This is a genomic window from Pseudomonas sp. 203-8 (assembly GCF_020708595.1).
Taxonomy (GTDB): Bacteria; Pseudomonadota; Gammaproteobacteria; order Pseudomonadales; family Pseudomonadaceae; genus Pseudomonas; species Pseudomonas aeruginosa.
Genome location: NZ_JAJFDF010000010.1, coordinates 302,033 through 314,670 on the forward strand (window position 1 = coordinate 302,033; position 12,638 = coordinate 314,670).

The 12,638-nt window shown below is 69.5% G+C and carries 10 protein-coding genes; 4 read left to right on the forward strand and 6 right to left on the reverse strand.

Translation table 11 applies throughout. The features are described from left to right. Position 1: 1 nt before the first annotated feature. From LJF27_RS24120 to LJF27_RS24135, 4 genes are all read left to right on the forward strand, one after another. Positions 2 to 670 carry an HAD family hydrolase gene (locus LJF27_RS24120; RefSeq protein ID WP_003103648.1) on the forward strand — a complete coding sequence of 223 codons (669 nt, stop codon included), beginning with the start codon at positions 2 to 4 and terminating at the stop codon, positions 668 to 670. After that, entirely contained in the window at positions 667 to 1,305 is a 639-nt protein-coding gene (locus tag LJF27_RS24125; protein ID WP_003088740.1) for a YdcF family protein, read from the forward strand. The genes LJF27_RS24120 and LJF27_RS24125 overlap by 4 nt, the downstream gene beginning before the upstream one ends. A gap of 148 nt (positions 1,306 to 1,453) precedes the next feature. Further along, positions 1,454 to 3,298: a copper resistance system multicopper oxidase gene (locus LJF27_RS24130; RefSeq protein WP_023116583.1), complete on the forward strand. Its 1,845-nt coding sequence runs from the start codon at positions 1,454 to 1,456 to the stop codon at positions 3,296 to 3,298. Then, entirely contained in the window at positions 3,295 to 4,350 is a 1,056-nt protein-coding gene (locus tag LJF27_RS24135) for a copper resistance protein B (RefSeq protein WP_023110094.1), read from the forward strand. The genes LJF27_RS24130 and LJF27_RS24135 overlap by 4 nt, the downstream gene beginning before the upstream one ends. A 19-nt stretch (positions 4,351 to 4,369) precedes the next feature. Here LJF27_RS24135 and LJF27_RS24140 read toward each other — a convergent pair whose 3' ends face one another. The 6 genes from LJF27_RS24140 to LJF27_RS24165 form a co-directional block, all read right to left on the reverse strand. After that, positions 4,370 to 5,593 carry a DUF2235 domain-containing protein gene (locus LJF27_RS24140; protein WP_003088736.1) on the reverse strand — a complete coding sequence of 408 codons (1,224 nt, stop codon included), beginning with the start codon at positions 5,591 to 5,593 and terminating at the stop codon, positions 4,370 to 4,372. A gap of 202 nt (positions 5,594 to 5,795) precedes the next feature. Beyond that, positions 5,796 to 6,977: an aminotransferase class V-fold PLP-dependent enzyme gene (locus LJF27_RS24145; RefSeq protein WP_023116584.1), complete on the reverse strand. Its 1,182-nt coding sequence runs from the start codon at positions 6,975 to 6,977 to the stop codon at positions 5,796 to 5,798. Between the two features lie 145 nt (positions 6,978 to 7,122). Continuing rightward, a complete protein-coding gene (locus LJF27_RS24150) occupies positions 7,123 to 8,733 on the reverse strand; it encodes an ABC transporter ATP-binding protein (protein WP_010792375.1) in 1,611 nt (536 codons plus the stop codon). A 1-nt stretch (position 8,734) separates the two neighbouring features. Next, positions 8,735 to 9,751, reverse strand: a complete 1,017-nt coding sequence (locus LJF27_RS24155) for an ABC transporter permease (RefSeq protein ID WP_023116585.1) — start codon at positions 9,749 to 9,751, stop codon at positions 8,735 to 8,737. A 1-nt stretch (position 9,752) separates the two neighbouring features. Continuing rightward, a complete protein-coding gene (locus LJF27_RS24160; protein WP_023086306.1) occupies positions 9,753 to 10,826 on the reverse strand; it encodes a microcin C ABC transporter permease YejB in 1,074 nt (357 codons plus the stop codon). A gap of 1 nt (position 10,827) precedes the next feature. Next, positions 10,828 to 12,636 carry an extracellular solute-binding protein gene (locus LJF27_RS24165; protein WP_023116586.1) on the reverse strand — a complete coding sequence of 603 codons (1,809 nt, stop codon included), beginning with the start codon at positions 12,634 to 12,636 and terminating at the stop codon, positions 10,828 to 10,830. Between the last annotated feature and the right edge of the window lie 2 nt (positions 12,637 to 12,638).

A 12,638-nucleotide genomic window follows, 5' to 3' on the forward strand; every position in this document is an offset into this window, starting at 1 on the left:
CATGGACGGCGTCCTGATCAGCTCCCGCGAAGCCATCGCCGCGGCCTGGAGCCGGGTCGCCGGCGAACAGGGCGTGGCGCTCGGCCCGGACTGCCTGCGCGACCACGTGCACGGTCGCCCGGGCGGCTACACCCTGGACTATCTGTTCGGCCACCTGCCGATGGAGCGCCGGCGGATCCTCAAGCAACGGGTCGATGCGCTGGAGGAAGGCGCCGACTGTCCCCTGCTGCCCGGCGTCGCCGCGGTGATCCGCCAGCTGCGTTGGCTGGACGTGCCCTTGGCGCTGGTCACCAGCAGTTGGCCGGCACGCATCGACCACGTGCTGCGCCAGCACGACCTGCAGGCGGCGTTCCGCACCCTGGTCAGCCGCGACGACGTGGTCCACGGCAAGCCGGCTCCGGATGGCTATCGCCTGGCCGCCGCCAGGCTCGGCGTGGCACCGTCGCGCTGCCTGGTGTTCGAAGACTCCCTCAGCGGCGTGCAGGCCGCCTGTGCCGCCGGCGCGACCTGCGTGGCGATCGGCGAGGAGAGCGGCCTGCTCGCCGCCGGCGCGCGCTGGTCGGTCCGGGATTTCCGCGAGCTACGGATCGTCCGCGAAGACGACCGGCTGTACTGCCAGCATCGGCACCCCGCCACGACCGGCAGCGAGAGGAGCGTTGGCGTCCCATGAGCCCGACCCTGCAAGATGCCCGGCTGCTCTGGGACTTCCTCGGCCAGGGCCGCTGCCATGTGCCCTGCGAACTGCTGGTGGTATGCGGCTCCTACGACCTGCGGGTCTGCGACCACGCCTGCGAACTGCTCGAACGCGGCCTCGCCGAACGCCTGCTGTTCACCGGCAACACCGGGCACTGGACGCGCCATCTCTGGGTCGAGCCGGAAGCCGAGCTGTTCGCCCGCCACGCCAGGGCGCGCGGGGTAAGCGACAGCCTCATCGTGATCGAGCCGCGGGCGACCAACTTCGCCGAGAACATCGCCTTCGCCCGCGAGCTGTTCCCCGACCTGCGCCGCGCGACCTTCGTCACCAAGCCCAACTCGATCCGCCGCGTGGCGCTGACCCTGCCGGTCCGCTGGCCGGGTCTGGAGGGACACGTGGATGCGCCCGACTACGCATTTCCCGACGGCATCTCGAACCTGGTCGGCGTACTCGGGGTGATCGACGAGATGGTCGGCGACCTTGACCGCATCATGCGTTACCCGGCGCTGGGCTTCCAGGTCGCCTGCCCGATCCCGGCGCAGGTCATGGACGCCTGGGAACGCCTGGTGGCGCGCGGTTTCGACCGCCACCTGGTGAACCCGCCGCGCTGAGCTGACAGCACTGTAATCTTCCCCACAGCTTGCCGACAGGCGCGCGCCGCTAGGGTGTCCGCATCGCCGCACCGCCCTGGCGGGGCCGCGACCTCCCGGCTGCGCAGGCTCGCGCAGTCCGTCCTGCCACCTGCGTGGAAACCAGCGGATGCACAGAACTTCGCGACGCACCTTCGTCAAAGGCCTCGCCGCCACCGGTCTGCTCGGCGGACTGGGTCTCTGGCGCGCCCCGGCCTGGGCCCTGGCCGGGCCGGGCCAGCAGAACCTGCTCGCCGGCGACAGTTTCGACCTGTTCATCGGCGAGACCCCGGTGAACCTCAGCGGCTCGCCGGCCACCGCCATGACCATCAACGGTTCGCTGCCCGGCCCGACCCTGCGCTGGCGCGAAGGCGACAACGTGACCCTGCGGGTGCGCAACCGCCTCGCCGAGGACACCTCGATCCACTGGCACGGCATCATCCTGCCGGCCAACATGGATGGCGTGCCGGGCCTCAGCTTCGAGGGCATCGCTCCCGGCGGTCTCTACGAATACCGCTTCAAGGTCCGGCAGAACGGCACCTACTGGTACCACAGCCACTCGGGGCTACAGGAGCAGGCCGGGGTCTACGGCGCCCTGGTGATCGACGCCCGCGAGCCGGAACCGTTCAGCTACGACCGCGACTACGTGGTGCTGCTCAGCGACTGGTCGGACGAGAAGCCGCAGCGCATCCTCGCCAAGCTGAAGAAGCAGTCCGACTACTACAACTTCCACAAGCGCACCGTCGGCGACTTCATCGACGACGTCAGCGCCGACGGCTGGGCCGCGACCCTGGCCGACCGCAAGATGTGGGCCGAGATGAAGATGAGTCCCACCGATCTCGCCGACGTCAGCGGCTACACCTATACCTACCTGCTCAACGGACAGCCGCCGGACGGCAACTGGACCGGCCTGTTCCGCCCCGGCGAAAAGCTCCGCCTGCGCTTCGTCAACGCCTCGGCGATGAGCTATTTCGACGTCCGCATTCCCGGCCTGAAGATGACCGTGGTGGCCGCCGACGGACAGCACGTCGAGCCGGTCAGCGTCGACGAGTTGCGCATCGCCGTGGCCGAGACCTACGACGTGATCGTCGAACCGGGCGGCGAGCGCGCCTATACCCTCTTCGCCCAGTCCATGGACCGCAGCGGCTACGCCCGCGGCACCCTGGCGCTTGCCGAAGGGCTTAGCGCGCCGGTGCCGACGCCCGATCCGCGCCCGCTGATCGGCATGGACGACATGGGCATGGGCGGCATGGACCACGGCGCCATGGGGCATGGCGCGGCGACGAGGCCCGCCAGCGAGATGGACCATTCGAAGATGTCGGGCATGGACATGAAGGGCATGGACCATTCGAAGATGGCCGGCATGGACATGAACGGCATGGACCACTCCAAGATGGCCGGCATGGACCACTCCAGGATGGGCATGGGCGCCATGCCGATGCAGTCCCATCCGGCTTCGGAGGACGGCAACCCGCTGGTCGACATGCAGACCATGACGCCGACACCGAAGCTCGCCGACCCCGGCCTCGGCCTGCGCGACAACGGGCGGCGGGTGCTGACCTACGCCGACCTGCGCAGCCGCTTCGCCGACCCGGACGGCCGCGAGCCGGGGCGCACCATCGAGCTGCACCTGACCGGACACATGGAGAAGTTCGCCTGGTCCTTCGACGGCATCAAGTTCTCCGACGCCGAGCCGCTGCGCCTGACCTACGGCGAGCGCCTGCGGATCGTCCTGGTCAACGACACCATGATGACCCACCCGATCCACCTGCACGGCATGTGGAGCGACCTGGAGGACGAGCAAGGCAATTTCCTGGTGCGCAAGCACACCATCGACATGCCGCCGGGCACCCGCCGCAGCTACCGGGTCACCGCCGACGCCCTGGGACGCTGGGCCTATCACTGCCACCTGCTGTTCCACATGGAGATGGGCATGTTCCGCGAAGTGCGGGTAGACGAAGGAGACAACGCATGAGCCGCCAGCCGAAACCCGCCCGCCTGGCCGGCGGTGCCCTCGCCCTGGGTCTGCTGCTGGGCCTGCCGAATCCCGTCGAGGCCGCGCGGGACAATGGCATGGACCACTCGGCCATGGACCACGGCGCGATGCCTGGCATGGACCACGGCCAGAGGACCTCCGCCCCGGCGAAACCCATGGACCACCAGGGGATGGGGCATGGCCGGATGCCGGGGATGGACCACGGCGCCGCATCGCCCGCCCCGGCACAGCCCATGGAGCACCAGGGAATGGACCATGGCCGGATGCCGGGGATGAGCCGCGCTGCGCGGCAACCTCCGGCGCAGGCCGCGCCCAGCCAGAGCCGTACGCCGATCCCGGTGCCGACCGAGGCCGACCGCCGTGCCGCCTTTCCGCCGCTGGAGGGGCACAAGGTGCACGACAGCGCGCTGAACAGCTTCTTCCTGCTCGACCAGTTGGAATACCAGGACGCCGACGACGGTAGCGCGCTGGCCTGGGACGCCAGCGGCTGGATCGGCGGCGACATCAACCGCCTGTGGCTGCGCAGCGAAGGCGAACGGCTCGACGGCAAGACCGAGGACGCCGAGGTCCAGGCGCTGTTCGGGCACGCCATCGGTCCCTGGTGGGACCTGGTCGCCGGCGTGCGCCAGGATTTCAAGCCCGGCTCGCCGCAGACCTGGGCGGCGTTCGGCGTGCAGGGCCTGGCGCTCTACGACTTCGAGGCGGAAGTCACCGCCTTCCTCGGCGAGAACGGCCAGAGCGCGCTGCGCCTGGAGGGCGAGTACGACATCCTGTTGACCAACCGGCTGATCCTCCAGCCCAGCGCCGAGGTCAACCTGTACGGCAGGAACGATCCCGCCCGCGGCATCGGTTCGGGCCTTGCCGATAGCGAGCTGGGCCTGCGCCTGCGCTACGAGATCCGTCGCGAGTTCGCGCCCTACATCGGGGTGACCTGGAACCGCTCCTACGGCAACAGCGCCGACCTGGCCCGCGCCGAGGGCGAGGACGACGACGAGGCGCGCTTCGTCGCCGGTATCCGCATGTGGTTCTGAACGCGATCGCGGCCAGCCGCTAGCGGTAGCCGTCGAGCAACGGCGAATCGTCGATGAGGTCGCAGCGTTCCAGCGCTGGCAGGTTGCACGGCCGGTAGTCGGGGCATTCGTCCAGCCGCCGCTGCACCGAACGGTGCAGCTTGACCCGGGTTTCCTGCCCGACCGGTTCCAGCGGCCGCGAGCGCGGCCGGCCACGCGACCAGCGCCAGGCGCGGTTGCCGCTGCGGCGGTCCCAGACCAGCAGCGGCAGCCACTCGGCCAGGCGCCAGGGCCGGGTCATCACCGGCAGGATCGGCGCGGTCGGGTCCGGGCCCTGCTTCGAACGTGCGCGCAACTGGTCGCGGCTGCGCGCCGGGTCGACATGCAGGCCGGCCTCCAGCGCCTCGCCGAGCATCCAGGTAAAGGCCACCAGAGCCAGCCGCGAGTCCTTCGGCGCATAGCCACCGCCGACATCGGAGTGCATGCCGGGGAACCACACCTGCAACACGTCGGACTTGCGGTCCTTCTCGCCGAACCAGAGGTTCTGCCGGAAGAAGCAGCGGCATTCGTCGATGGCCAGGGCCTGGCGGACCACGTCGACCATTTCGTTGTTCGAGGAATACGGCACGGTCAGCGGGTCGTAGACCCAGCCCACCGAGGTCACGGTGTCGAACAGGCCGAGGAAGTGCACCTTCACCTGCCGGCCGAAGACCTTGCGGAAGCGTCCCAGCAGGCCGAAGTCCGGTCCGCGGCGACGCGTGCCGGCCCGCTTGTCTTCGTCGCGGGGCGGCATGCGGGTGGTGAGCAGGGTCCAGGCGTAGTCGAAGAGGTGCGGCTGGTGCGCATCGATCAGGCCCACCGCGCGCAGCATCGCGGCCAGCACGCGCACCGCGTAGGCCCCGCGGGAAAAGCCGAAGAGGAATATCTGGTCGCCGGGCCGGTAGTGCTCGGCGAGGAAGCGATAGGCGCCCTCGACGTTGCGCTTGAGCCCCCAGCCGAAGGCCAGGCCGGCGATCCGCGAGGGAAACTTCTGCCACTCGAACAGGGTTTCCTTCAGGCCGAAGGTGCCGACGCCCTGGTCGTAGTAGGCCAGCACCCTGCGCGGATCGCGCGACAGCGAGCGGTACAGACGCACCACGTTGGTCGGCTGGTCGCCGAAGCGGTTCGAGGTTCCGTCGATGCAGACCACCAACTGGCGCGGCGCGTCGTTGTCCTGGGCGCTGCCGGCAGGCGGCAAGGCGGAATCGGGGGAGAGATCGTCCATTGGGCTCACGCAGGCAAAGCCTGACTTCCGTCGGCGGTGGATGGGAATGGCGACGCATGATACCCAACCTGGATGATCCGCCAAGCGCACATTGCCGGGAAATGGCGGCAAAGACGAAAAGCCCCTGGCGCCGCAGGGCGAATAACCGCTTCGCGGTTATCCGCAGCCCCTGGCTTCGGCGAGGGCGGGTCGAGCCGGCCGCTCAGCCTGCCCTGGATACCCCGAGGAACGGCTGCCACGCCGGCGCGCCACTATCCGCCGCGGCCTTGAGGGCGGCCACCGCCGCGTCGACGTCGGCCTCGCGGGTGTAGCGACCGAGGCTCAGGCGCACGCTGCGGCCAGCGCTGGCGGCATCGTGGCCGAGGGCGAGAAGCACGTGGGACGGCGCCGGCCGCGCCGAGTTGCAGGCCGAGGTGCTGGACAGCGCCAGGCTGGACTCCAGTGCCTGGGGGACAAAGGCCGGGTTGTCGAAGGTCAGGTTCAGGGTATGCGCGATGCGTGCGTCGGCGCTGCCGTTCAGGCGCCAGCCGTCGATCTGCGCCAGCCCCTCCAGCAGACGCCGCTGGAGTCCGGCGATGCGCCTGCCCTCCTCCTCGAAAAGCTCGCCGGCGAGGGCGAAGGCCTCGCCCATACCGACGATCTGGTGGGTCGCCAGGGTCCCGGAACGCAGGCCCTGCTCGTGTCCGCCGCCGTGGATCTGCGCCTTCAGCCGCCGCTCGGCGCGCGGCCCGACGTACAACGCGCCGATGCCCTTGGGCCCGTAGGTCTTGTGTGCGGAGAACGACATCAGGTCCACCGCCAGGCGGCCCAGGTCGATCTCCACCTTGCCGCTGGCCTGCGCCGCGTCGACGTGGAACAGCGCGCCGCGCTCGCGCACCCGTTCGCCGATGGCGGCGATGTCGGTCAGGGTGCCGAGTTCGTTGTTGACCCGCATCAGCGACACCAGACGGGTATCGGCGCGCCAGGCCGCCTCCACCTGTTCCGGCCGGATCAGGCCATCGGTGCCGGGCGCCAGCCAGGTCACGCTCCAGCCGTCATCGGCGAGTTGCTGCACGGTGTCCAGCACCGCCTTGTGCTCCAGGCGACTGGTGATCAGGTGGCCGGGTGCGTCCAGCGCCTGGGCCACGCCCTTGAGGGCCAGGTTGTTGGATTCGGTGGCGCCGGAAGTCCAGACGATCTGCCCGGCGCTGGCGCCGACCAGCGCGGCCACCTGCTCCCTGGCCCGCTCCACTGCCCGCCGCGCCTGGCGGCCGTAGGCATGGGAATTCGACGCGGGATTGCCAAAACACGCCTGGTAGCCGAGACACTCCACCATGGCCCGGATCACGCGCTCGTCCACGGGCGTGGTGGCGGCGTAATCGAAGTACAACGGTAACGAACTCATCGCATTCCCCCAATCGATCGGACGGACCCGGAAGCCGACATGGCTCCTTGTCCCTGACGGGCCCGCAGGCCGATCTTAAGAAAAGCGCCGGGGCGTCTGGAAAGAACCTTTCGGAACATCCTTAGAGTCAGCATGGTTTCCCGCCTCAGATTCCCAGCCCGGCCACCCGCAGGTGCTCTTCCAGGCGCAGCGCGGGTATCGCTCCGAGCAACTCGCGGGTATAGGGGTGGCGCGGCTGGCTGAACAGCGCAGCGGCGCTGCCCTGCTCCACCACCCGGCCGTCCTTGAGCACCAGGATGTCGTGGGCCAGGGCGCGTACCACGGCCAGGTCGTGGCTGATGAACAGGTAGCTCAGCCCGTGGCGACGCTGCAACCGACGCAGCAGCTCGACCACCTGGCACTGCACGCTGCGGTCGAGCGCCGAGGTCGGTTCGTCGAGCAGGATCAGCGCCGGCTTCAGCACCAGCGCGCGGGCGATGGCGATGCGCTGGCGCTGGCCGCCGGAAAACTCGTGGGGATAGCGTTCCAGGCAAGGCTCGTCGAGACCGACCTCGCGCAGTGCCTCCAGCACCCGCGCGCGGCGTTCGCCGGCATCGCCGATGCCATGGATACGCAGGCCTTCGCCGACGATCTGTTCCACGCTAAGGCGCGGGTTGAGGCTGCCGTAGGGGTCCTGGAACACCGCCTGGAACTGCCGGCGCAATGGCAACAGGCGCTTGCCGTGCAGCCGGTCGAGGCGCTCGCCCTGGAACAGGATCTGCCCTTCGGCCGGCAACAGGCGCAGCAGCGCCTGGCCGAGGGAGGACTTGCCCGAACCGCTTTCGCCGACGATCCCCAGGGTGCTGCCACGGCGCAGCCGCAGGCTGACCTCGTGCACCGCGCGCAGTCCCGCGCGCCGGCGCAGCCAGCCGCCGGGCGCGGGGTAGTCGAGGCTCAGCGCGCGCACCTCCAGGCAGGTCTCGCGGCACGCCACCGGCTCCGCCAGCCCACCCGGCTCGGCCTCGATCAGCAGGCGCGTGTAGGGATGCCGGGGCGAGCGGAACAGCGTCTCGCAGGCGTTCTCCTCGACGATCTGGCCATCGCGCATCACGCAGACCCGATCGGCGACCCGGCGCACCAGGTTGAGGTCGTGGCTGATCAGCAGGATCGCCATGCCCAGCCGTCGCTGCAAGCTTTGCAACAGCTCCAGGAGGCGTTTCTGCACGGTGACGTCGAGAGCCGTGGTCGGTTCGTCGGCGATCAGCAGTTGCGGCTCGCAAGCCAGCGCCATGGCCAGCATCACTCGCTGTCGCTGGCCGCCGGAGAGCTGGTGCGGATAGGCCTCGAGCAGGCGTCGCGGCTGCTCGAGGCCGGCCAGTTCGAGCAGTTCCAGTACCCGCCCGCGCAGCGCGGCGCCACGCAGGCGGCGATGCAGGCGCAGGCCCTCGCCGACCTGGCGGCCGATGCGCTGCAATGGATTGAGCGAGGTCATCGGCTCCTGGAACACCATGCCGATGCGCTGCCCACGAATCGCCAGCAATGCCTGCGGCGACAGGGCGAGCAGTTCCTCGCCGTCCAGGCGCACGCTGCCGCCCAGGCGCGCCGCGCCCGGCAGCAGGCGCAGCAGGGCGTGGGCGGTCTGCGACTTGCCGGAGCCGGACTCGCCGACCAGGGCCAGGGTCTCGCCGGCGCGCAGGCTGAAGTCGATCCCCTTCACGACCTGCGTGTCGCCATAGGCGACGCTCAGGTTTTCCACTCGCAACAGTTCCCGGTTCATCTCATGTCCTCGGATCGAAGGCGTCGCGCACCGCTTCGCCGATGAACACCAGCAGGCTGAGCAAGGTCGCCAGGACCACGAACACGGTCAGCCCGAGCCAGGGCGCCTGGAGGTTGTCGCGGCCCTGCCCGACCAGTTCGCCAAGGCTCGGCGAGCCGGGCGGCAGGCCGAAACCGAGGAAGTCCAGGGCGGTCAGGGTGGTCACCGCGCCACAGAGCAGGAACGGCAGGAAGGTCAGGGTCGCGACCATGGCGTTGGGCAGGATGTGCCGGAACATCACCCCGGCGTCGCCGAGGCCGAGGGTCCGCGCCGCCTTGACGTACTCCAGGTGACGACCGCGCAGGAACTCGGCGCGAACCACGTCGACCAGGCTGGTCCAGGAGAACAGCAGCATGATCGCCAGCAGCCAGCCGACCCCGGGCTGCACCAGGCTGGCGAGGATGATCAGCAGGTAAAGCATCGGCAGACCCGACCAGACCTCGATGAAGCGCTGGCCGAACAGGTCGATCCAGCCGCCGTAGTAGCCCTGCACCGCGCCTGCGCAGATTCCCAGCAACGACGAGGCCAGGGTCAGGCCGAGGGCGAAGAGAATCGACAGGCGCAAGCCGTAGATCACCCGCGCGAGCACGTCGCGGCCCTGGTCGTCGGTACCCAGCCAGTTCTCCGCCGAGGGCGGCGCCGGCGCCGGGCGCGCGTAGTTGATGCTGCGCGCGTCGAAGCGGGTCGGCGGCCACAGCGCCCAGCCGTCGCGGGCGATGCGTTCGCTCATGAAGCGGCCGCGGTAGTCCGGCGGGAACGGCAGCTCGCCGCCGAAGGCGGTTTCCGGATAGTCCCGCAGCACCGGCAGGAACCACTGGCCACGGTATTCCAGCAGCAGCGGGCGGTCGTTGGCGATCAGCTCGGCGAACAGGCAGGTGACGAACAGCGCGAGGAACAGCAGCAGGGCCAGGCGCCCGCGGCGGTTGGCGCGGAACGCGGCGAGGCGGCGGCGGTGCAGCGGGGAAAGGACGATGGCCATCTCACTGTCTCCTCGCGGCGAAGTCGATGCGCGGGTCGACCAGGCTGTAGGCCAGGTCGCCGGCCAGCTTCACCAGCAACCCGAGCAGGGTGAAGATGAACAGGCTGCCGAACACCACCGGGTAGTCGCGGCCGAGCGCCGCTTCGTAGCCCATCAGGCCGAGGCCGTCGAGGGAGAACAGCACCTCGATCAGCAGCGACCCGGTGAAGAACACCGAGACCAGCGCCGCCGGCAGCCCGGCCACCACCAGCAACATGGCGTTGCGGAACACATGGCCGTAGAGCACCCGGCGCTCGCTGAGCCCTTTGGCGCGAGCGGTGGCGACGTACTGCCTGGATATCTCGTCGAGGAAGCTGTTCTTGGTCAGCAGGGTCAGGGTGGCGAAACCGCCGACCACCAGCGAACCCACCGGCAGCGCCAGGTGCCAGAGGTAATCGGCGAAGCGCGCCAGCGGGCCGAGGCGCTCGGCGCCCTCGGAAGCCAGGCCGCGCAGGGGGAACCAGTCCAGGTAGCTGCCGCCGGCGAACAGCACGATCAGGACGATGGCGAAGAGGAAGCCGGGCACCGCATAGCCGACCACCACCAGCGCGCTGCTCCACAGGTCGAAGGCGCTGCCGTGGCGCACCGCCTTGGCCACCCCCAGGGGAATCGACACCAGGTAGGTAATCAGTGTCGCCCACAAGCCCAGGGACAGCGAGACCGGCAGCTTCTCGGCGATCAGGTCGATGACCCGCGCGTCGCGGTAGAAGCTCTCGCCGAAATCCAGCCGGGCGTAGCTCGACAGCATCAGCCAGAGCCGTTGCAGCGGCGGCTTGTCGAAGCCGTACTGGCGCTCCAGGGCGGCCACCAGCTGCGGATCGATGCCGGTCTCGCCGTGGCGCTGCGGTTCCAGAGCGCCATGCCCACCCTCCCCGCCACGCCCCAGCGGACCGCCGCCGTCGACGCCCTGCAGGCGCGCGATGGCCTGATCCACCGGCCCGCCGGGTGCGGCCTGGACGATGGCGAAGTTGATCAGCAGGATGCCCAGCAGGGTCGGCAGGATCAGCGCCAGGCGGCGCAACAGGTAGCCGCCCATGTCACTGCGCCTCCCGGCTCGGCGCGGCCCGCTCGCGGACTTTCCACCAGGTGTTCAGCCCCAGGCTGTAGCGCGGCGCCTGCGGCGGTCGGCCGAAGCGATTCCAGCTGGCGATCCAGACCTCGTCGGAATACCAGGTCGGGATCAGGTAGTAGCCCCATTGCAGCACCCGGTCGAGGGCGCGCACGGCGGTTTCCAGGGCGGCCCGCGAGTCGGCCTCGACCACCGCCTGGACCAGCCGGTCGATGGCCGGGTCCTTCAGGCCGATGCGGTTGTAGCCGCCGGGATCGGCGTAGCTGGAGGAATGCCAGAAGCTGTACTGCTCGTTGCCCGGCGAATTAGACTGGGAGAAGCTCGAAACGATCATGTCGTAGTCCCGCGCACGTATGCGCTCGATGTATTGCGAAGCGTCCACCTGGCGCAGGCGCATATCGATGCCGATCCGCGCCAGGTTGCGCTGGAACGGCAGCAGCGCGCGCTCCAGGCCCTTGCCCTGGAGCAGGAGGTCGAAGCGCAGCGGCCGTCCGGCGGTATCCAGCAGGCGCCCGTCGACGGCATGCCAGCCGGCCTCGCCGAGCAGGCGGTAGGCCTGCACCAGGCGCTCGTGGATATCGCCGCTGCCGTCGTTCACCGGCGGAGCGTAGGCCTGGCCGAAGACCTCCTCGGGGATTTGCCCGCGCAGCGGCTCCAGCAAGGCCAGTTCGTCGGCGCCGGGCAGGCCGCGAGCGGCCATCTCCGAGTTGTCGAAATAGCTGCGCAGGCGCTTGTAGCGACCGCCGAAGAGCTGCCGGTTGGTCCATTCGAAGTCGAACAACAGGCTCAGCGCCTGGCGTACCCGGCGGTCCTCGAACAGCGGCCGGCGCAGGTTGAACACCAGGCCCTGGAGGCTGGCCGGGTACGGGTAGGGAAAGCTCTCCTGGCGCAACCGGCCATCGCGCAGGGCCGGCGAGTCGTAGCCGCTGCTCCAGGCCTTGACGCTGGTCTCGACATTGATGTCGGCCTGCCCGGCCTTGAACGCCTGCAAGGCCACGCCGCTGTCGCGGTAGTAGTCGAAACGGATCCGCTCGAAGTTGTACAGGCCACGCCCGACCGGCAGGTCGCGAGCCCACCAGTCGGGGTTGCGCCGGTAGCTCACCGAACGCCCCGCCTCGGCCTTCTCCAGCCGGTAAGGTCCGCTGCCCAGCGGCGGCTGCATGCTGCTGCGGTTGAAGTCGCGTCCCTGCCACCAATGCCTGGGCAGCACGTAGAGCTGGGCCAGCACCAGCGGCAGCTCGCGGTTGCCGGCATGACGGAAATCGAAGCGGATGCGCAGGCGATCCTCCACCACCGGCTCGCGGACCTCCTTGTAGTAGGCGCGCCAGAACGGGCTGCCCTGCTCGACCAGGCTATCGAAGGAAAACTTCACGTCCTCGGCGGTGACCGCCACGCCGTCGCTGAAGCGCGCCCGCGGATCGATATGGAAACGCACCCAGCTGTTGTCCGGGGCTTTCTCGATGTAGCGCGCCAGGTAGCCGTATTCGGTGAACGGCTCGTCCAGTGACTGGAAGCCGAGGGTTTCGTAGATCAGCGCGGCCTGGGTCATGCTGATCGGCGTGCCGCGGTTGGCGAAGGGGTTCAGCGTGTCGAAGCTGCCGCTTTCCATCCGCCGCAGGCTGCCGCCCTTGGGCGCCTGCGGGTCGACGAAGTCGAAGTGCTGGAAACCCGGCGGATATTTCGCCGGCTCGTCGTAGAGCGTGATGGCATGGCGCGGCTCGCTGCGGGCCAGGCTGGCGAGCAGGCAGCAAGCGAAGACCAGGATGCGTCCGGGCATGG

Bases quoted from the DNA above. Each gene is read 5' to 3' on its own strand.
- LJF27_RS24165 (WP_023116586.1), bottom strand. From the start codon at position 12,636: ATGCCCGGACGCATCCTGGTCTTCGCTTGCTGCCTGCTCGCCAGCCTG.
- LJF27_RS24135 (WP_023110094.1), top strand. From the start codon at position 3,295: ATGAGCCGCCAGCCGAAACCCGCCCGCCTGGCCGGCGGTGCCCTCGCC.
- LJF27_RS24145 (WP_023116584.1), bottom strand. From the start codon at position 6,977: ATGAGTTCGTTACCGTTGTACTTCGATTACGCCGCCACCACGCCCGTG.
- LJF27_RS24155 (WP_023116585.1), bottom strand. From the start codon at position 9,751: ATGGCCATCGTCCTTTCCCCGCTGCACCGCCGCCGCCTCGCCGCGTTC.
- LJF27_RS24120 (WP_003103648.1), top strand. From the start codon at position 2: ATGGACGGCGTCCTGATCAGCTCCCGCGAAGCCATCGCCGCGGCCTGG.
- LJF27_RS24160 (WP_023086306.1), bottom strand. From the start codon at position 10,826: ATGGGCGGCTACCTGTTGCGCCGCCTGGCGCTGATCCTGCCGACCCTG.
- LJF27_RS24125 (WP_003088740.1), top strand. From the start codon at position 667: ATGAGCCCGACCCTGCAAGATGCCCGGCTGCTCTGGGACTTCCTCGGC.
- LJF27_RS24130 (WP_023116583.1), top strand. From the start codon at position 1,454: ATGCACAGAACTTCGCGACGCACCTTCGTCAAAGGCCTCGCCGCCACC.
- LJF27_RS24150 (WP_010792375.1), bottom strand. From the start codon at position 8,733: ATGAACCGGGAACTGTTGCGAGTGGAAAACCTGAGCGTCGCCTATGGC.
- LJF27_RS24140 (WP_003088736.1), bottom strand. From the start codon at position 5,593: ATGGACGATCTCTCCCCCGATTCCGCCTTGCCGCCTGCCGGCAGCGCC.